Here is an 18,158-nt window from a genome sequence, read left to right on the forward strand (position 1 = left end):
CCGGCGTACGGCGCATGCTCAGCCGAGGCGCGATCGCTTGCACCGCCGTCGCGCTCTTCGCACTGTGCTGGAGCGCGCAGGCCGATGCGCAGGGCCGCTGCACGGGCCCGACATCCGGCGTTCCGCCTCAGACCATCGCCGCGCTGGCTCGCGGCGTAAATGTCTCGAATTGGACAGAGAACGAGCGGCTCCAGGCTCCGAGCCTGGAGCTACTCCGCGCCGTGCGCAGCGCGGGCTTCACCCATGTGAGGCTTCCGGTCGCCGGCGATCTGGTGATGCGGGCATTCAGTCCGCCGGCCACGATCGAACGACAGCTCGCCGGCGTCGATACGGCGCTCACCGAACTGATCGGTCTGGGCTTTCATGTGTCGGTCGACCTGCATCCCGGGGACGGCTTCGGCCGCCTCCACCGCGATGATCCGAAGTCCTCGATGGCGGCGCTCACCGACGCGTGGAGCAGCCTTGCGACGGTGATCCGCAAGCACCCGGTGGAACGGGTGTTCGCTGAACTGCTGAATGAACCGGATATCGCGCCGGATCGCTGGCAGAGTGAAGTCGAACAACTCGCTGCCTTCGTGCGGGGGCAGTTGCCGCAGACCACACTGATCGTTGGCCCGACCTATTGGCAACGCGCCGATTCGCTGCCGCAGTTCAGGCCGCTGGCCGACCGCAACGTCGTCTATGCGCTGCATTTCTACGATCCGATGGTGTTCACCCATCAGGGCCATTGGGACCCGAACAATCCGCTGAGCCGGGTTCGTGACCTGCCGTTTCCGCTTGTCGCCAATGATCCAGCCGTGGCGAGACTGCGCAGCGAGCTGACCGCGCGCGGCGACATGGAAGCGTTGCAGGAGCTGGACAAGGCGATTGCTCAGGCTGCCTCGCCGAGTTATGTGGCCCGGCAGCTGATTCCGGCGGTCGCCTGGCAGGAGCGCTACGCGCGGCCGTTGATCATCAACGAATTCGGCGTGTTCAAACCGGCGGCACCGCGCGACAGCCGGTTGCGCTGGTTGGAGTCCGTGGTGGATTCGGCAGAAGCGAATTGCTGGGGCTGGACTTACTGGGAGCTGGATCAGGGATTTGGTCTGGCCGATCCGCGCACCGGCAGGTTGGACGCCGGTGTAATCGACGCGCTGATGCATCCGCGTTAAGCGGAGAAGGAAAGGTCAGCGCGACCGCGTCAGCAGCAGATACATTGCGTAAGGATTGGTCTTCAGATAGCGCACGCCGAGGCGTCGCGGCTCCAGCGCCATGCGCCACAGCCATTCGAGGCCGATCTTCTGCATCCATTGCGGCGCGCGCGGCTTCGAGCCCGACAGGAAGTCGAACAGGCCGCCCGAGGTCTTGATCACGCCGACGGTGGTCAGGCGATGGCGATTGCGCACCACGAACGCTTGTTCGCGCGGCACGCCCATCGACACCCACAGGATGTCCGGCGCGAGCGCGCCGATCTCGCGGCACACTGCGATTTCCTCGGCCTCGTCGGCGAAATAGCCGTGGCGATGGCCGACGAGGCGCAGCCCGGGATAGCGGCGCTGCGCGCGTTCGACCGCGCGGCGGTTGGAGTCTTCGTTGGCGCCGAGCATGTACATGGTCGCGCCGCGCTTGCTGGCCTCGCGCGCGACCTCGTGGAACAGATCGGTGGTAGCGACGCGTTCAGGCAGCGATTGGCCGCAGCGGAATCGCGACACGAACACCAGCGGCATGCCGTCCGCATGAATGGCGTCGGCCTCCGTCACCAGCTTGCGCTCGGTTTCGTCGACCGCGCAGCGATACGTCACTTCGCCGTTCGCAGACGTCATGTAGGCCGGATAGCGCCACAGCCCGCGACGCTGCAGCGCTTCATCGACCATCGCGCGCGCAGTCTCAGTCTGGTCGCTGACGACGATCGGCAGTCCGCCGAGCACAACACGCGGCCACTGCCCGAACCGCTCACGGCGGCGATCGCCGGAAACGCGGCGCTCGCCGTGCGGCAGATTCTGCTCGAATGGAATCCAAAACGCAGCTTTCCTGCGATCCGACTTGCGCCGTTCGGCGCCTGCCGTCGCATTCGGCTGTTCGCCGCTGTCTTGCGTGTTGGACATTCCACTTCCTCTCGACCCTCAAGGTCGATCGACTTTGCGGCGGAACAATCGATCATTCGACTAATGGAAGCAACCTTTTGCCAACCGCCTCCATCCAACAAGGTAAAGTGGTTAAGGCCGCATCGCCGCGATCGTAGAAAGGTGGCAGCAGCTGTCCTGCAAGCGTCCGGGGCTGTACCGATCTGGTGCGTCGTCCCGCGGTGAGACAGCGGGCTGGCCGTGCTGTCTTAGCCGAGACGGCGCTCCCAGGCGAGCGCGTCGCGCACGATCTGCTCGAGATCGTCGTAGCGCGGCGTCCAGTTCAGCGCGGTCCGGGCACGTTGATTGGCAGCGATCAGTGCGGCGGGATCGCCGGCGCGCCGCCCCTTGATCCGCACTTCAAAGTCGACGCCCGAGACACGCTTCACCACATCGATCACATCGAGCACGGAGTAGCCGTTGGCATAGCCGATGTTGCAGGTGATGCTCGGCTTGCCGGCACGCAGATAATCCAGCGCATCGAGATGTGCCTGCGCCAGATCCGACACATGCACGTAGTCGCGGATGCACGAGCCGTCTGGGGTCGAATAGTCGGTGCCGTAAACGTCGAGGCCTGGACGCTTGCCGAGCGCGGCCTGCACCGCGATCTTGATCAGATGGGTCGCGTTCGGCGTGGATTGTCCGGCGCGGCCTTGGGGGTCGGCGCCGGCGACATTGAAATAGCGCAGCGCCGCGTAGCTGAACGGATAGGCCTGCGCGACGTCGGCCAGCATCCATTCGACCATCAGCTTGGAGCGGCCGTAAGGATTGATCGGACGGGTCGGGTCGTCTTCTTCGACCGGTGTGCGGTCCGGCTCGCCATAGACCGCAGCGGTCGACGAGAACACCACATGCGGCACGCCGCGCTTGACCGCACAGTCGAGCAGCGTGCGCGCGTTGGCCGTGTTGTTGCCGTAGTAGGCGAGGGGCTGGGTGACCGATTCCGGCACCACGATGCTGGCGGCGAAATGAATGATCGCCTCGATCGGGTGCTCGTCCATGATCCGGCCGACGAAGTCCGCGTCGCCGACATTGCCCTCGAAGAACGGCACCTCGGCTGGCACGATCGCGCGCGAACCGGTGGAGAGGTTGTCGATCACCAGCGGTCGCTCGCCGGCGCCGAGCAGGGCGAGCGTCATGTGGCTGCCGATGTAGCCGGCGCCGCCGGTTACGAGGATGTGGCGTTTGGTCATGCGCTGCGTTCGATGCTCTGTGGCGGGCGGTCAGCCCGCGGAAACAGCCGGATTTGATTGGCCGCGTCGGAACCGAGTGCTGGCGATCGCCAGGCTCCAAGTCAAGCCCACCAGCATGAAATAGTGCCGCCAATGGTCGGTATCGATGATGAAACTCTCGAGTAGCGTTACCACCATCGCGGTTACCACGACGATTGTGACCCGCTGCCACGGCGTACGTACAAACACGTTGCGCAGCCCATAGGCCGCCGTCACGAACACCAGAGCCGGATACAGCGTGCCACTGATCCAGCCGCCGGACATGAAGGCGTTGAGGAACGAGTTGTGAGTGTCCTCGGGGAAGAACCGCCTGAATTGTAACGGACCGATGCCGGTCGGATAGTCGAGCGCCATCTTTGCGCCGAGCAGATGCCGGCCGAACCGGCCGAACCGGCCGCTGTCGTAAGGCTGCGACAGGCTGGCGCGCTCCTTGAACAGCGCGTCGATCTGGTCAAACGACAGCAGCACCGCAATCGTGGCGGCGAGCACGATCAGCGCCAGTGCGGCGAGGACGACGATCCGCAGCCGCCGCTGCTGGGTCGGCGCGGTGATGAACATCAGCGCCACGGTGAGCAGCGAAGCGCCCGCCAGCATGCCCCAGGCGGCGCGCGAGAAAGCCAGGAACACCGCAAGCGAAATGATGCCGAACGCGACGCCGTTGCGCACCATCGTCCAGAACGAACCTTCGATCGCCCGCTGCAGGCTGTAGATCGCTGGAAAGATCAGAAACGCGCCGAGCACGTTCGGATCTTTGAACGTGCCGCGCGCGCGCCCCACATAGGTCAAGAGATCCTGCCCGCCAGGCAGCAGATTGAAGTAACCGACGATGCCGGCCAGTGCCGCGATGAGGCCGCCGACCAGATAACCATGGGCGATCGCTTCGGCGCGTTCGCGGGTGTCCTGCAGGCACACCATCGCGAAGAACATCGCGGTCACCGCCATGTACCACGAGGTCAGGATCCAGTTCAGAATGATGGGGTCGTCCATCAAGCCGACCGCGCCGATGCTGTAGCCGAGCTCGATTCCGATCAGCAGTCCGATCGGAACGATCAGCGCCGGCGCAAGCCGGAGCCCGCCGGTGACGGCGAGGACTCCCAGCGCCAGCACGATGGCGATTTCGTAGGGGCTCGGCTCGATGAACACGATCGCGCCGCTGGCACCGACCAGCCACAGCAGGCCGAGCTGCAGGGCTTTGAGACGGGGCGGGCTGGCTCGAACAGCGTCCTGCGGCGCGAGGGCAAAGTCGGTCATCGGTTCAACCTTGCATCGCTCGGTCTGTAAGGTCTCGTTAACCTTGCCGCAGGTGTGCCGTGACTCCGGCGCAGAACAGTTGGGCATATTGAGCCCGCCGGGCGAGTATGAAGCGGCGGAATTAACGACAACTTATCGCTAATCCCGAAGATCTCCGCCTCGCCGTTCATGCGCCTTTACCACGATCGCGGTCCGTGCATGCGCGAGGCGCTTCGTCTGCGCTATCGCAGTGTTCAGCAGGATTACATGGAGGATGCGATGACGATCAGCAGGAGAGCATTGCTTGGGACGGCGGCAGGCGCGGCGATCTGCGCCGCTGGTGCGCGGCTGGTCTCGCCGGCGCTGGCGGAATCGGCGGCGTATCCGAATCGTCCGGTGAAGTGGATCGTGCCCTATGCGGCCGGCGGCGCCACCGACGTGCTGTCGCGCCTGGTGTGTCAGTATCTGTCCGAGAAGCTCGGTCAGAGCTTCGTTGTCGAGAACAAGCCAGGTGCCGGCAGCACGATCGGCACCCAGGCGGTGATCAATTCGCCTGCTGACGGCTACACGCTGCTGCTGACCAGCACCGCGAATGCGATCAACGCCTCGTTCGACCGCGCGTTGCCGTTCGACTTCGCCAAGAGCATTACGCCGGTCGCCGGCATCGCCCGCATTCCGCTGGTGCTGGTGATCAATAACGATATTCCGGCAAATAACGTCGCGGAGTTCATCGCCTATGCCAAGACGCATCCGGGCAAGATCAGCGTCGGCTCGTCGGGCATCGGGACTTCGCTGCATCTGTCGGGTGAGTTGTTCAAGTCGATGGCCGGCGTCGAGATGGTGCACGTGCCATATCGCGGCTCGGCGCCGGGCCTGACCGACCTGATGAGCGGCCAGATTCAGGCGATGTTCGACAACGTCACCTCGTCGTTCGCGCTGGCGCAGGCCGGCAAGATCCGCGCGCTCGGCGTCACCAGCCGCGAGCGCTCGGCGGTGCTGCCGGACGTGCCGCCGATCGGCGACACGCTGACCGGTTACGACACCAGCTCGTTCTACGGCGTCGGCGCGTCGCACGGCACGCCGCAGCCGATCGTCGATCTGCTCAACCGCGAGATCAATGCGGCGCTGGACGAGCCGGCGATCAAGCAGCGCATTGCCGATCTCGGCGCCATTGCGCTGCATGGCGACGCCAAGCAGTTCGGCGCGATGCTGGCGGCGGAAACCGAAAGCTGGCGCAAGATCGTCGAGGGCTCGGGCGTCCATAAGGAGGGCTGAGCCTCCGTCCGCCGACGCTTGGCGCCGCCGCCCGCGGCACGGTGACGCCGGCTTGCAAATCGTCCCCGAGGCCCCGATATTTCCGGTTGCACGCGGTGTTGCGCAACAGGAGACGCCGGATGCCTTCGCTCCCCGAATGGAATGTCCCGGCCGCGATCCGGCCTCGCTCGTCCGATTTCGGCTTCGATCTCGATCGTGCGTTGTCCGCGGTTGTCGGGCTGCACGCGATCATCCCGGCCGATGCCTACACTGCCGGGACGCTCGGCACCGAGCGCGCCGGCAATGGCGTCCTGATCGATGACGGCCTGGTGCTGACGATCGGCTACCTGATCACCGAAGCCGAAACGGTGTGGCTGCATCTCGGCGATGGCCGCGTTGTCGAAGGCCATCCGCTCGGTTTTGATCAGGAGAGCGGTTTCGGCCTCGTCCAGGCGCTCGGCCCGATCGACCTGCCGCCGCTGCCGCTCGGCCGCTCTGCTTTCGCCAAGGCGGGCGAGCGCGTCATCATCGGCGGCGTCGGCGGCCGTACCCGTTCGGTGGCCGGGCGCATTGCCGCGCGCCAGGAATTCGCCGGCTATTGGGAGTATCTGATCGACGACGCGATTTTCACCGAGCCGTCGCATCCGAATTGGGGCGGCACTGCGCTGTTGTCGGCGACCGGCGAGCTGATCGGCGTCGGCTCGCTGCAGATCGAGCGCAGCGGCTCGAATGAGCACTACAATATGAGCGTGCCGATCGATCTGCTGCCGCCGGTGCTGAGCGACCTGCGCAAGTTCGGCCGGCCGAACAAACCGGTGCGGCCTTGGCTCGGGCTGTATTCAACCGAGATCGAGGACAAGGTCGTGGTGGTCGGGATTGCGCCGAAAGGTCCGGCGGCGCGCGCCGAGCTGAAGACCGGCGACGTCATCCTTGCAGTTGCGGGCGACAAGGTGGCCAGCGAAGCGGAGTTCTATCGCAAGGTCTGGGCGCTCGGCACCGCGGGCGTCGAGGTGCCGCTGACGCTGTTCAGCGGCGGCGCCACCTTCGACGTGGTGCTGCATTCCTCCGACCGTGCCAAGTTCCTCAAGGCGCCGCGGCTGCATTGAGGAAACCGACCGACGCGGCAGAGGTTCGCGTCGATTCTCCTGCGCAGTCATTGCCGGCTTGACCCGGCAATCCATCGTCCTGAAGTGAGTCAGCGCGCTTTCGCTTGCGATCGATACGCGGGTCAAGCCCGCGTATGACGTCATCATCGGGGTAACGCTTGTGCCCTGTGCACGCGCGCCTCGCGCCGTTACTTCCCCGGAATCTTATCGTCGATGCCTTTGACGTAGAAATTCATGCCGCGGATCTGGCCGTCGTCGAGCTGATCGCCGCCTTTGCATTCGACCTCTTTGCCCTCCTGATCGAGGATTGGGCAGGCGAACGGCTTGATGGTGCCGGCGGCGATGCCAGCCTCGGTGTCGGCGGCGAGCTTCTTCACGTCGTCCGGCATGTTGGTGTAGGGCGCCATCTGGATCATCTTGTCCTTCAGGCCTTCCCAGACATCCTGCGATGCCCAGTTGCCGTCCATCACCGCTTTGACGCGCGACACGTAGTACGGCGTCCAGTTGTTGATGATGGCGGTGAGCTGCGCCTTCGGTCCGAACTTGATCATGTCGGAGTCTTGGCCGAACGCGTGGATGCCGCGCTCGTTGGCGATCTGCACCGCTGCGGCACTGTCGGTGTGCTGCATGATCACGTCGGCGCCCTGATCGATCAGCGCCTTGGCGGCGTCGGCTTCCTTGCCGGGATTGAACCAGGAGTTCACCCAGACGATCTTGACCTTGATGTTCGGATTGATCTTCTGCGCCGCCAGCATGGTGGCGTTGATGCCGGAGATCACTTCGGGCACCGGGAACGAGCCGATATAACCGAGCACGCCCTTCTTGGAGATCTTTGCCGCGATCGTGCCCTGGATGGTGCGGCCTTCGTAGAACCGGCCCGCATAGGTCGAGACGTTCGGCTCGCGCTTGTAGCCGGTGGCGTGCTCGAACTTCACGTCCGGATACTTCTTGGCGACTTTGATCACCGAGTCCATGTAACCGAACGAGGTGACGAAGATCAGCTTGTTGCCGGCACGGGCGAGCTGTTCGATCGAGCGCTCGCCGTCAGGGCCTTCGCTGACCTTCTCCAGGTAGGTGGTTTCGACCTTGTCGCCGAATTCCTTGACGATCGCCTGGCGCGCCTGATCGTGCTGATACGACCAGCCGAAGTCGCCGACCGGGCCGACATAGACGAAGCCGACCTTCAACTTGTCGGGTTTGCTCTCCGGCTTGTCCTGGGCCGTCGCCACCGACAGCCCTGCGCAGCTCGCCGTCAGCACCAGCGCCGCCATGATCGCCTTGTTCATCCGAATCTCCGCTTCATCGCTCGGGGATCGTCCTGTGCGAGTCCCGCGCCCCCGCCGCACGGCTCTCGGATCTCGTTGCTAGCGCTCCGGCACGAAGGCGGTTCCGAGCGCCGCCGGCGCCACAGACCCGCCGCGGCGGACGCGCGAGATCAGCACCAACACCAGCACCGTGGCAAGATAGGGCAGCGCAGACATAAGTTGAGATGGCACCCCGAGACCGATCGCCTGGGCGTGCAGCTGCAGGATCGACACCGCGCCGAACAGGATGGCGCCGGCCGCCAGCCGGCCCGGCCGCCACGAGGCAAACACCACCAGTGCCAACGCGATCCAGCCGCGACCCGCCGTCATGCCGGGCGCGTAGAACGGCGTGTAGGCGAGCGTCAGATAGGCACCGGCGAGCCCGGCGCAGCCGCCACCGAACAGCACCGCCAGCGTCCGGATCGCCGCGACGTTGTAGCCCAGCGCATGCGCCGAGGCCGGATCGTCGCCGACCGCCCGCAGGATGAGTCCTGTCCGCGTGCGGGCGAGCAAGTAGGCGATCGCCGCGATCAGCGCGATTGCCAGATAGACGAGCGCGTCCTGGCCGAACAGCAGCTTGCCGATCAGCGGAATGTCGGTGAGCCACGGCAGCCACAGATGCGGTGCAGCGGTGATGTTCTCGCCGACGAACGGCGCGCCGATCAGGCCGGCGAGACCGGTGCCGAGGATCGTCAGCGCCAGGCCGGCCGCGACCTGATTGATCGCAAGCCCGATCGCAGCCGCTGCGAACAGCGCCGAAAGCGCGACGCCGGCTGCGATCCCGCACAGCGCGCCGATCGCGGTCGACCCGGTCGCCCAGGCGCCGGCGAAACCGCACGCCGCGCCGATCAGCATCATGCCTTCGACGCCGAGGTTGAGAACGCCGGCGCGCTCAGTGATCAGCTCGCCGCTCGCCGCCAGCAACAGCGGCGTCGAGGCGGTGACGATCGACAGCAGGATGGCTTCAACGAGGCCCATGCAACGCCTTTCGTTGCGGGCTGCGCCAGCGGATCCGGTACAGAATCAGCGAGTCGCAGGCGAGCACGTAGAACAGCAGGATGCCCTGGATCACGCCGGTCATGTCCTGCGGCAGTTTGAGCGCAATCTGGGCCTGCTCGCCGCCGATGAAGGTTAGCGCGAGGAACAGACCGCTGGCGAGAATACCGAGCGGATTGAGGCGGCCGAGAAACGCCACGATGATCGCGGTGAAGCCGTAGCCCGGCGAGATATCCGGCTGCAAATGCCCGATCGGTCCGGCGACTTCGATGATGCCGGCGAGGCCGGCCAGGGCGCCGGAGATCGCAAACGTCGTCAGCACCAGACGATCGGCATTGAAGCCGGCGAACCGTGCGGCGCGTGGGGCGGTGCCGACCACGCGGATTTCGAATCCCTTCAGCGTGCGGCCGAGCAGAACGGCGGCGGCCACGACCGCGATCAACGTCAGGATCAGGCCGGCATGAACGCGGCTGCCGGCAATCAGCAGCGGCAGCATCGCTGCAGGGTCGAACTCGGCGGTGGTCGGAAAGTTGAAGCCTGCCGGATCGCGCCACGGCCCGCGCACCAGATAGTCGAGCAGCAGGCCGGCGACATAAACCAGCATCAGGCTGATCAGGATTTCCGACGCGCCGAACCTGACCTTGCAGAGCGCCGGAATCAGCGCATAGGCGGCGCCGGCCAGCGCTCCGGCCAGCAACATCGCCGGCAGCAGCCACGGGCCGGGATTGGTCCCGTGCGTCATCACCGCCAAGCCGCTGCCGGCGATGGCGCCGATCAGCAGTTGTCCTTCTGCGCCGATGTTCCAGGCGTTGGCGCGGTAGCACAGCGCCAGCCCGACCGCGATCATGATCAGCGGCGAGGCCTTCACCGCGATCTCTTGCAGCGAGTAACCGTCGGTCAGCGGCGTGATGAAGTACACCGCCAGCGCCGCAGCCGGATTTTTGCCGAGCGCCACGAACACGATTGTCAGGGTCAGCAGCGTCAGCGTGATCGCGAGCAGCGGGGACAGAAGCGCAATCGCCACCGATCGTTCGCTGCGCCTCTCAAGCACCAGCGACATCGCGCACCTCCGTTGGCCAGTCGCTGCCGCCCATCAACAGCCCCAATTGATCGCGGCCGATCTCGCTGACGGGACGCGGCGGTGACAGCCGGCCGTGAAACATCACCGCGATGCGATCGGCGATCTCGATCAACTCGTCCAGATCCTGACTGATCACCAGCACGGCCGCGCCGCGCGCCGCAAGATCGAGCAGCGCTTGGCGAATCGCGCTGGCCGCGCCGGCATCCAATCCCCAGCTCGGCTGATCGACGACCAAGAGGCGCGGTTGCCGCAGGATCTCGCGGCCGACGATGAACTTCTGCAGATTGCCGCCGGAGAGCCGTGCAGCTTCCGGATCACGGTTGGCTTTGCGCACGTCGAAGGCCTCGCTGACCTGATCGACCAGCGCCAGCGCGGCGCCGCGGTCGACCAAGCCGAACCTCGTCAGTCCCCCGGTCGCATGTCCGGTCAGCAATGCGTTGTCGGACAGGCTCATCGTCGGCACCGTGGCGTGGCCGAGCCGCTGTTCCGGCACGAAAGCGGCGCCGAGCTGGCGCCGCTGGTTGATCGAGACCCTTCCGGCGGCCTCGCCGACAATCTTGATTGCGTCCGATTGTCCGATTCTCGTCTCGCCGGACAGCGCCGCGAACAGCTCGTCCTGGCCGTTGCCGGCAACTCCGGCAATGCCGACGATCTCGCCGCTACGCACTTCGAGGGAGAGGTCGCGCAGCGTCACGCCATGCGGATCGTCGGGACGCAGCGTCAGGCCGTTGACGCTCAGCAACGGGCTGCCGATCGGGTGGCTGGATTGCTTCGGCACCGTCACGTCGCTGCCGACCATCATCCGGGCCATCGAGGCCGCGCTTTCCTGACGGGGGTCGCAGCTGCCGACGACGCGGCCGGCGCGCAGGATGGTAGCGACGCCGGCAAGCCGCCTCACTTCGTCGAGCTTGTGCGAGATGTACAACAGCGCGCGGCCATCGGCCTTCAGCCGTTCCAGCACGTCGAACAGACGGTCAGCTTCGGCAGGTGTCAGCACCGCGGTCGGCTCGTCGAGGATCAGAAGTTGCGGGTCTTGCAGCAGCGCGCGGACGATCTCGATCCGCTGCCGCTCGCCGACCGACAGCCGCCATACTTCGCGTCTGGGATCGAGCGGCAGGCCGTAGCGCTGCGAGATCTGCTCCAGCTCCGGCGCCAGCTTGCCGACCGAGATGCGGCGATCGAGCCCGAGCGCGACATTCTCGACCACGGTGAGATTGTCGAACAGCGCGAAGTGCTGCGACACTGCGGCAATGCCGCAAGCTCGCGCTTCCGCCGGGCCTGCGAAGGCGATCGGCGTCCCGCGCCAGATCATCCGGCCCTCGTCCGGCTGCAGCAGCCCGGTGATCATCTTCACCAACGTCGACTTGCCGGCGCCGTTCTCGCCGAGCAGCGCGTGAACTTCGCCGCCGGCGATGTCGAGATCGATCGCCTGATTGGCGACAAAGCTGCCGAACCGCTTGGTCAGCCCGCGGCCCTGAAACAGCGGCGGCGAAGGCTCGCGCGAATCGGAATCAGAAGGGAGAGCCATTCACCATCACATCGGCGGCAGGGTAATTCCGTAAGGTTCACGACCGGGCAGGGACGCCCGCGCACCGATAATGTAATGGAAATCCGCCGTGGCGGCGATCCGTCATCCGTTCGTCGACTCCACGGCGTAGGTCGTCCTCTGTACCCTGGAAACCGTCATGGCCGTCCGTTTGATCATTGGCTGGGTGCTGCTCGCCGCCGCCGTTGGGTGGGGAGCTTGGTTCGTAGCGCGCGCGTCGCGCCAGGCGCTGTGGCTGAGAGTCGCGATCGCGGCGATCATCCTCGCCGGTTGCGCGGCCTCGTTCTGGATGTACGGCGACCACCTCGACAAGACGCTCGGCGCGGTGGTCGGCTATTTTCTGTTGTGGGGCTCGGTTTTCGTCCTGTCCGGCGCCTGCGCCGGCGTGGTCGTCGGCACGCTGATCGCGCTGCTGCTCGGCTAGAGCTGTGGCCGTGGGCCGATGAAACCGAACGCCGGCAGGATCGTTGTGCAAGACCCGCGCGGCGGGGTTCTGCGCCGCTTGCTGTCGTTCGTCCTCCGGAGGCCCTCATGACCTTTCGTTTCGCCGCTCCCATCCTCGCCGCCGGCTTCGCTGGTGCGCTGCTGCTCGCGCCCACTGCGGGTGTGGCTGCGGGAGCTTTCGACGGTCTGGCCGGATACTGGGCGGGCAATGGACGCGTGCAGATGTCGGACGGCTCGGCCGAGCGGATTCGCTGCCAGGCGTCTTACGCAGTCGGCGGCGACGGTCGTCTGATGCAGCAGAAGCTGACCTGCGCCAGCGACAGTTACAAGTTCGACATTTCGAGCAACGTCGAAGAGTCCGGGGGCCGCCTCTCCGGCACCTGGAGCGAGGCGACGCGCAACGTCACCGGCAATGTGTCGGGCACGGTGCGCGGCGGCAACATTTCGGCGCAGGTGGCGGGGCCGGGCTTCAACGCCTCATTGTCGGTCGCCTCCCGCGGCGCGTCGCAGTCGGTCACGATCGTGCCGCAAGGCAATGACGTGCGACAGATCTCGGTCTCGATGAAGCGTCGCTAAGCGAGCAGGAGACGGCGTGTGCCAGCGCAGACGCCGTCACTCTCGCGCGTGAGCCAATCTCGCATCTGATCTCCTTACAGAATCGTAAGTAAGCACCGCGTCTTCCATCTCCGCGCAAAACGTCCCGGTCTGTGCTCGCGTGCGCGTGATAGCATCTTGCCGAAGATTAATATCCGGCACAGCTCGCCGTAAGGTCGCTCTCCTATATTCGGTCTCATCGTTTCACGTTCACGATCGACCAGATGGAGACCACGTCATGCAAGGCGACCCCTTCGACCACGTATCAGCTCAAACCGAGGCTCATATCCGCAAAGTGTTGAGGCCGCGGCGTCTGTCGCTGCTGGCTTCCGCTGCCGGCTTGAGCATGGTGGTGGCGCTCGGCGGCGCCGGCTATCTCACCCGCGAGATGCCGTCGCTGACGTCTCCGGCCTACGCGGCCGAGAACGGCAAGCCGGCCCCGGCAGGGTTCGGCGATCTGGTCGACAAGGTGAAGCCTGCGGTGATTTCGGTCCGGGTCAAGATCGATGACGATCGCCAGACCACGCCGCTGGTGCGTGACGATGGTGACGGCGACCAGATGCAGATGCCGCGCGGCCTCGCGCCGTTCCAGCAGTTCGAGCGTCAGTTCGGCTTCCGCGGTCCTGAAGGCATGCCGAAGCGGCACCAGATGATCACCGGGGAAGGCTCCGGTTTCTTCATCACCGCCGATGGCTACGCGGTCACCAACAATCATGTGGTCGATCACGCCAAGTCGGTGCAGGTGACGACCGATGACGGCACCATCTATACCGCCAAGGTCGTCGGCACCGACGACAAGACCGACCTGGCGCTGATCAAGGTCGACGGCAAGACCGACTTTCCGCACGTCAACTTCGCCGATGCGCCGGCGCGGGTCGGCGACTGGGTGATCGCGGTCGGTAATCCGTTTGGTCTCGGCGGCACGGTGACGGCCGGCATCGTTTCGGCGCGCGGCCGTGACATCGGCTCGGGCCCCTATGACGACTACGTGCAGATCGACGCGCCGATCAACAAGGGTAATTCCGGCGGCCCGGCGTTCGACACCAATGGCAATGTGATCGGCGTCAACACGGCGATCTATTCGCCGTCGGGCGGCTCGGTCGGCATCGGCTTCGATATTCCGGCCGCGACCGCGAAGCTGGTGGTGTCGCAGCTCAAGGACAAGGGCTACGTCACCCGCGGCTGGCTCGGCGTCCAGGTACAGCCGGTCACGGCGGAGATCGCCGACAGCCTCGGCATGAAGCAGGCCCGCGGCGCCCTGGTCGACAGTCCGCAGGACGGCAGCCCGGCCGCGAAGGCTGGCATCAAGGCCGGCGACGTGATCACCGCGGTCGACGGCAAGGAGGTCAAGGACTCCCGCGCGCTCGCCCGCACCATCAGCACGCTGACGCCGGGCTCCTCGGTGAAGCTCGACGTGTTGCACAATGGCCAGTCCAAGACCATCGATCTGACGCTCGCCGAAATGCCCGGGGATCATCAGAAGGTCGCCGACAACAGCGGTGATCGCGACGGTGCCCGCCCGTATCTCGGCCTGCGCGTAGCGCCGGCCAGCGACGTCGATGGTGCCGGCAAGAACGGTGTGGTCGTCACCGGCATCGACCCGGACGGACCTGCCGCCGACAAGGGCCTGCGTACCGGTGACGTTATTCTCGACGTCGGCGGCAAGGCGGTGACCAACACGGGCGACGTCCGCAACGCACTGACCGCAGCCAGCAAGGACGGCAAGAAGACCGTGCTGATGCGGGTGAAGACCGCGGACTCGGCTGCCCGCTTCGTCGCGGTGCCGATCGCCAAGGGCTGAGCCTCACGGCATCCATCTCGTGAACGACGACAAGGGACGGCTCAGCGCCGTCCCTTGTGTGTTTCTGCCGTCGCTGTGCGCCGTCTGGCCGAGATTTCACCTTCGGCAGAGCAACCTGGAACGCCGCCCCCGCGTTGTCGGGACAAATCGTCTTTGTCCGGATCGCAAAGGAAACACTGATGACCAGGCGCGACGTCATCGAAACGGTGGTGGTGACCGGCGCAAGTGCGGGCGTCGGCCGGGCGATCGCTGTGGCGTTCGGTCGTCGCGGCTGCAAAGTCGGCCTGATCGCGCGAGGGCGCGAAGGACTCGAAAGCACCCTGCGTGAGATCATTCGCCTCGGCGGCGAGGCACTGCTGATCGAGGCTGATGTCGCCGATGCCAATGCGATGCTCGACGCTGCCGCGCGCGTCGAGTCCGAGTTCGGTCCGATCGACCTGTGGGTCAACAATGCGATGGTCACGGTGTACGGCGCGAGCGTTGACCTGACGCCCGACGAATTTCACCAAGTCACCAAGGTCAGCTATCTCGGCCAAGTGCATGGCACGCTGGCGGCGCTGCGTCACATGCGTCCGCGCAACCGCGGTGCGATCATCTCGATCGGTTCGGCGCTGGCGTATCGCTCGATTCCATTTCAGGCACCGTACTGCGCCGCCAAGGCCGCAACCCGTGGGTTCATCGACTCGCTGCGCAGCGAGCTGATGAACGAGAACAGCGCCATCACCCTCACCATGGTGCATTTGCCTGCGGTGAATACGCCGCAGTTCGATTGGGCCCGCAACAAGTTCGATCGCAAGGCGGCACCGGTGCCGCCGATCTACCAGCCTGAAGCGATCGCCGAGGCGGTGGTTCGCGCCGCCGAGCGGGCGCCGCGCGAATATTGGGTCGGAGCCTCCGCCGTCAAAGCGATCGTGGCGCAGATGCTGATGCCGTCGGTCGCCGATCGCATTTTGGCGCGTGCCGGCATCGACAACGAAACCAGCGCCGAGCCGGAGACGCCGAACCGACCTGATAATTTGTTTGCGGCTGGCCGCGGCGACCCCGGCGCGCATGGCAGGTTCGACCGGCAGGCGTCGCCGCGGGTGTTTCCATTCAATCCGGCCTGGCTCCGCGCCGGACTGGCCTTAGGGGCGCTGGCAGCCGGTGCGGCTCTGCTCACTGTCGCTGCCCGCGCCGAGCGGCGAGGCAGCGGTGGCGTCCGAGCTAGTCCGCCGCCTGTCGTGGCGCGGCGCTGATCGACACCCCCGCTTCGGCCGCGCTATCGCGACCGGCTGCGCATCGACTACCTGGGTGGTTCTGCTTCCTGACGTGTTTGGAGTCACCGGGACGCAGCGTTGCATCCGATGCAGGCCAGGGAACTTGATTGTGTGCGGTGGCGGCCCGCGCACTCCGTCGCAGCCAAATATCGGAACGGTCGGTGGTACCAGCCGTTGTCGCAGCAGACCGTCTGCGCAGCCGACTCTCGGAACGCCAGACGATGTCGAACGGATTTCAAGAAACAGGGAGAGTTCAATGATGATATCGCGCATGTTGCCCGCAGCCGCGCTGGTGCTGGGTTCGCTCGCCGTGGCGTCCGCGCCTGCGGCCGCCGCTCCGATGATGCCTGGTGCTGCGTCACAGCAGACGCCGGCCGCCGTTCAGCAGGTGCAATGGCGTCATCATGGCTGGCACGGTGGCGGGTGGCACGGCCACCGCGGCTGGGGTCATGGCGGTTACCATCGCCACGGCGGCTATGGCTGGGGCCCGGCGATCGGCGGCCTCGCGGCCGGCGCGATCATCGGCGGCGCGATCGCCAACAGTCAGGCACAGGCCGGTGCGGCCGACGCCGACGCGTATTGCTCGCAGCGCTTCCGTTCGTACGACCCGGCCTCCGGCACCTATCTCGGCTATGACGGCCAGCGTCACCCCTGCCCGTAACGCCAGGGCGATCTGAAACGACAAAGCCGCGCGGACCTGGTCCGCGCGGCTTTTGTTTGTGGAGTTTGTCGAAAGCGACGATCAATCCGTGCCGTCGTCGGCGGTGTCGTGGTCGTCGATGAAGTATTTGATCGCCGCGATCATCGCCGTGAAAGTGGCGATCCAGACGATCCTCGAACCATAGCGGTCATGCGGGCCGGAGATGATGCCGCAGATCAGTGCATTGCCGAGCAGCGCGAGCGTCACTGTGCCGGCCAGCAGCGTCACGTCGTCGAGCCGGTGCCGCCACAGCGCCGAGCCGAGGATCACCAGCATCAGCACCATCGATCCGAGCGCCACCGGCACATGGACCAGGTTCACGGCGTCGAAGTTGATGTCCCAATGCTGCTGCTTGGCCGCCCGCATCGCCTTGCTCTGCTCGGGCAGATAGCGCTCGATGATGCCGTAGGTGTGCGGCAGCCAGCCATTGGTGCCTTCACCGGTTGCCACATGCACCAGCTGATCCCAGGTCGCCTTGGCGGCAGCCTTGAACTGCATCCACGGATAGGCGGTCACGGCCTGCTTGGAGATGAATTCCATCTCGTCGCTCATGCCCTCGAAGCGGCCGAGCTTGTCGAACATGTTGTTGCCGCCCCACAGGAAGTCGTCGCCGGTCGGCGGCAGCTCGTCCTTATAGGGGCACAGCTTGAGCTGTTGCCGGGGGCAGTGGTCGTCAAGGTAGCGCTTGACGATGCCATCCTGCAGCATCCGGCCGAACGCGACGCCGGAGCCGCCCGGCGTCCAGGTGAATTTGCCGGACAATGCGTAGTTGCAGCTGAGCACCAGCAGCGCGCCGACCACGAGGGCCGAGCTGGCCAGGGTCAGCCCGGAGGCGGTGACCCGGCCGCGCAGCCAGGGCAGCAGCAGCCAGCCGGCAACGCACACTCCGGTGAGCACGATCATCGTGGCGCTGTGGGTCGAGGCGGCGAACGCCGTGAAGACGAACAGCAGAACCTTTTCGACCGCCGAGGTCTGGTCGCGATACGCGATCAGCAGGAACAGCGACAGCACCGACAAGCCGGCGAAGATATCGGTCAGCAGCATGCTGGTGATCCACGGCAGTGCCGTGGTGGCGATCAGGCCGACGCCGATCGCTGCAAGCCGGAACGGTTTGGTAATACCGAATACCCGCAGCGTCAGTTGGATCAGCCACAGCGAAACGATCGCCTGGAAGCCGAGGTTGAGCCAGAACTGGGTCTGCTCACCGAGATGCAGATAGATGCCGTAGGAGGTCGCCCGGTTGATGACGAGGTAACCCTCGTACCAGCGGGCGAGGTAGCCTCCGGTGTCGTATTGGAGCAGCGGATAGCCGTTCCAGATCGCCGGCGCCAGCAGCAGCAGCGGCAGAACAAACAGCGCGATCCGCGCCGCGTTGCTCCGGCGCGCCTGCGCGGCGAGAACCTTACTAGGAATAGAAGTCTCCATCTCGACCGCTCTTATCAGCGCTGTGGACCGTCGGAAGCGACGGGTGCCGGCTCAGTTCGGCAACCGAGGCCGTCCGGGGCGGCCCGC

Annotated in this window: 16 protein-coding genes; 8 read left to right on the forward strand and 8 right to left on the reverse strand. The window is 65.7% G+C overall.

Annotation, left to right across the window (positions count from 1 at the left end; all coding sequences use genetic code 11):
- The first annotated feature begins 14 nt into the window (after positions 1 to 14).
- Positions 15 to 1,151: a glycoside hydrolase family 5 protein gene (locus tag VRZ08_RS15555; protein WP_414533108.1), complete on the forward strand. Its 1,137-nt coding sequence runs from the start codon at positions 15 to 17 to the stop codon at positions 1,149 to 1,151.
- 15 nt (positions 1,152 to 1,166) lie between these two features.
- Here VRZ08_RS15555 and VRZ08_RS15560 read toward each other — a convergent pair whose 3' ends face one another.
- From VRZ08_RS15560 to VRZ08_RS15570, 3 genes are all read right to left on the reverse strand, one after another.
- Entirely contained in the window at positions 1,167 to 2,084 is a 918-nt protein-coding gene (locus tag VRZ08_RS15560; protein ID WP_414533109.1) for a WecB/TagA/CpsF family glycosyltransferase, read from the reverse strand.
- Positions 2,085 to 2,311: 227 nt separating this feature from the next.
- Entirely contained in the window at positions 2,312 to 3,295 is a 984-nt protein-coding gene (galE, locus tag VRZ08_RS15565; RefSeq protein WP_414533110.1) for a UDP-glucose 4-epimerase GalE, read from the reverse strand.
- A gap of 30 nt (positions 3,296 to 3,325) precedes the next feature.
- Complete coding sequence (locus VRZ08_RS15570) at positions 3,326 to 4,585, reverse strand: O-antigen ligase family protein (protein WP_414533111.1); 1,260 nt, start codon at positions 4,583 to 4,585, stop codon at positions 3,326 to 3,328.
- Positions 4,586 to 4,843: 258 nt separating this feature from the next.
- Here VRZ08_RS15570 and VRZ08_RS15575 point away from each other — a divergent pair, with 258 nt between their 5' ends.
- Positions 4,844 to 5,839, forward strand: coding sequence for a Bug family tripartite tricarboxylate transporter substrate binding protein (locus VRZ08_RS15575; protein WP_414533112.1), 996 nt, complete (start codon positions 4,844 to 4,846; stop codon positions 5,837 to 5,839).
- Positions 5,840 to 5,958: 119 nt separating this feature from the next.
- Positions 5,959 to 6,924 (forward strand): S1C family serine protease, encoded by a 966-nt coding sequence (locus VRZ08_RS15580; RefSeq protein ID WP_408017960.1) that lies wholly within the window; start codon positions 5,959 to 5,961, stop codon positions 6,922 to 6,924.
- Between the two features lie 188 nt (positions 6,925 to 7,112).
- Here the strand turns inward: VRZ08_RS15580 and VRZ08_RS15585 are convergent, their stop codons facing one another.
- The 4 genes from VRZ08_RS15585 to VRZ08_RS15600 form a co-directional block, all read right to left on the reverse strand.
- Complete coding sequence (locus VRZ08_RS15585; protein ID WP_414533113.1) at positions 7,113 to 8,210, reverse strand: BMP family ABC transporter substrate-binding protein; 1,098 nt, start codon at positions 8,208 to 8,210, stop codon at positions 7,113 to 7,115.
- Positions 8,211 to 8,288: 78 nt separating this feature from the next.
- Complete coding sequence (locus tag VRZ08_RS15590) at positions 8,289 to 9,206, reverse strand: ABC transporter permease (protein ID WP_414533114.1); 918 nt, start codon at positions 9,204 to 9,206, stop codon at positions 8,289 to 8,291.
- The gene (locus tag VRZ08_RS15595) at positions 9,193 to 10,284 is read right to left on the reverse strand and encodes an ABC transporter permease (RefSeq protein ID WP_414533115.1); all 1,092 of its coding nucleotides are present in this window, start codon (positions 10,282 to 10,284) and stop codon (positions 9,193 to 9,195) included. The genes VRZ08_RS15590 and VRZ08_RS15595 overlap by 14 nt, the downstream gene beginning before the upstream one ends.
- Positions 10,268 to 11,833 (reverse strand): ABC transporter ATP-binding protein, encoded by a 1,566-nt coding sequence (locus VRZ08_RS15600; RefSeq protein WP_414533116.1) that lies wholly within the window; start codon positions 11,831 to 11,833, stop codon positions 10,268 to 10,270. The genes VRZ08_RS15595 and VRZ08_RS15600 overlap by 17 nt, the downstream gene beginning before the upstream one ends.
- Before the next feature lie 157 nt (positions 11,834 to 11,990).
- Between VRZ08_RS15600 and VRZ08_RS15605 the strand changes: the two genes are divergently transcribed.
- The 5 genes from VRZ08_RS15605 to VRZ08_RS15625 all read left to right on the forward strand — a co-directional run bounded on the left by VRZ08_RS15605 (position 11,991) and on the right by VRZ08_RS15625 (position 16,607).
- Positions 11,991 to 12,275, forward strand: a complete 285-nt coding sequence (locus tag VRZ08_RS15605) for a hypothetical protein (protein ID WP_107357061.1) — start codon at positions 11,991 to 11,993, stop codon at positions 12,273 to 12,275.
- Between the two features lie 107 nt (positions 12,276 to 12,382).
- Complete coding sequence (locus VRZ08_RS15610) at positions 12,383 to 12,871, forward strand: hypothetical protein (protein WP_414533117.1); 489 nt, start codon at positions 12,383 to 12,385, stop codon at positions 12,869 to 12,871.
- Positions 12,872 to 13,127: 256 nt separating this feature from the next.
- Entirely contained in the window at positions 13,128 to 14,690 is a 1,563-nt protein-coding gene (locus VRZ08_RS15615) for a Do family serine endopeptidase (RefSeq protein ID WP_414533118.1), read from the forward strand.
- A gap of 179 nt (positions 14,691 to 14,869) precedes the next feature.
- The gene (locus tag VRZ08_RS15620; RefSeq protein WP_414533119.1) at positions 14,870 to 15,925 is read left to right on the forward strand and encodes an SDR family oxidoreductase; all 1,056 of its coding nucleotides are present in this window, start codon (positions 14,870 to 14,872) and stop codon (positions 15,923 to 15,925) included.
- 277 nt (positions 15,926 to 16,202) lie between these two features.
- A complete protein-coding gene (locus VRZ08_RS15625; RefSeq protein WP_414533120.1) occupies positions 16,203 to 16,607 on the forward strand; it encodes a BA14K family protein in 405 nt (134 codons plus the stop codon).
- 81 nt (positions 16,608 to 16,688) lie between these two features.
- Here the strand turns inward: VRZ08_RS15625 and VRZ08_RS15630 are convergent, their stop codons facing one another.
- Positions 16,689 to 18,071, reverse strand: coding sequence for a hypothetical protein (locus tag VRZ08_RS15630; protein ID WP_414533121.1), 1,383 nt, complete (start codon positions 18,069 to 18,071; stop codon positions 16,689 to 16,691).
- Between the last annotated feature and the right edge of the window lie 87 nt (positions 18,072 to 18,158).

Origin of the sequence: Rhodopseudomonas sp. G2_2311 (assembly GCF_047501505.1) — a bacterium.
GTDB classification, from domain to species: Bacteria; Pseudomonadota; Alphaproteobacteria; order Rhizobiales; family Xanthobacteraceae; genus Rhodopseudomonas; species Rhodopseudomonas palustris_H.

Excerpts from the sequence above, each read along its gene's own strand:
- VRZ08_RS15590 (WP_414533114.1), bottom strand. The coding sequence starts at position 9,206 with ATGGGCCTCGTTGAAGCCATCCTGCTGTCGATCGTCACCGCCTCGACG.
- VRZ08_RS15625 (WP_414533120.1), top strand. The coding sequence starts at position 16,203 with ATGATGATATCGCGCATGTTGCCCGCAGCCGCGCTGGTGCTGGGTTCG.
- VRZ08_RS15600 (WP_414533116.1), bottom strand. The coding sequence starts at position 11,833 with ATGGCTCTCCCTTCTGATTCCGATTCGCGCGAGCCTTCGCCGCCGCTG.
- VRZ08_RS15575 (WP_414533112.1), top strand. The coding sequence starts at position 4,844 with ATGACGATCAGCAGGAGAGCATTGCTTGGGACGGCGGCAGGCGCGGCG.
- VRZ08_RS15615 (WP_414533118.1), top strand. The coding sequence starts at position 13,128 with ATGCAAGGCGACCCCTTCGACCACGTATCAGCTCAAACCGAGGCTCAT.
- VRZ08_RS15595 (WP_414533115.1), bottom strand. The coding sequence starts at position 10,284 with ATGTCGCTGGTGCTTGAGAGGCGCAGCGAACGATCGGTGGCGATTGCG.
- VRZ08_RS15630 (WP_414533121.1), bottom strand. The coding sequence starts at position 18,071 with ATGGAGACTTCTATTCCTAGTAAGGTTCTCGCCGCGCAGGCGCGCCGG.
- VRZ08_RS15570 (WP_414533111.1), bottom strand. The coding sequence starts at position 4,585 with ATGACCGACTTTGCCCTCGCGCCGCAGGACGCTGTTCGAGCCAGCCCG.
- galE (WP_414533110.1), bottom strand. The coding sequence starts at position 3,295 with ATGACCAAACGCCACATCCTCGTAACCGGCGGCGCCGGCTACATCGGC.
- VRZ08_RS15610 (WP_414533117.1), top strand. The coding sequence starts at position 12,383 with ATGACCTTTCGTTTCGCCGCTCCCATCCTCGCCGCCGGCTTCGCTGGT.
- VRZ08_RS15605 (WP_107357061.1), top strand. The coding sequence starts at position 11,991 with ATGGCCGTCCGTTTGATCATTGGCTGGGTGCTGCTCGCCGCCGCCGTT.
- VRZ08_RS15555 (WP_414533108.1), top strand. The coding sequence starts at position 15 with ATGCTCAGCCGAGGCGCGATCGCTTGCACCGCCGTCGCGCTCTTCGCA.
- VRZ08_RS15580 (WP_408017960.1), top strand. The coding sequence starts at position 5,959 with ATGCCTTCGCTCCCCGAATGGAATGTCCCGGCCGCGATCCGGCCTCGC.
- VRZ08_RS15585 (WP_414533113.1), bottom strand. The coding sequence starts at position 8,210 with ATGAACAAGGCGATCATGGCGGCGCTGGTGCTGACGGCGAGCTGCGCA.
- VRZ08_RS15560 (WP_414533109.1), bottom strand. The coding sequence starts at position 2,084 with ATGTCCAACACGCAAGACAGCGGCGAACAGCCGAATGCGACGGCAGGC.
- VRZ08_RS15620 (WP_414533119.1), top strand. The coding sequence starts at position 14,870 with ATGACCAGGCGCGACGTCATCGAAACGGTGGTGGTGACCGGCGCAAGT.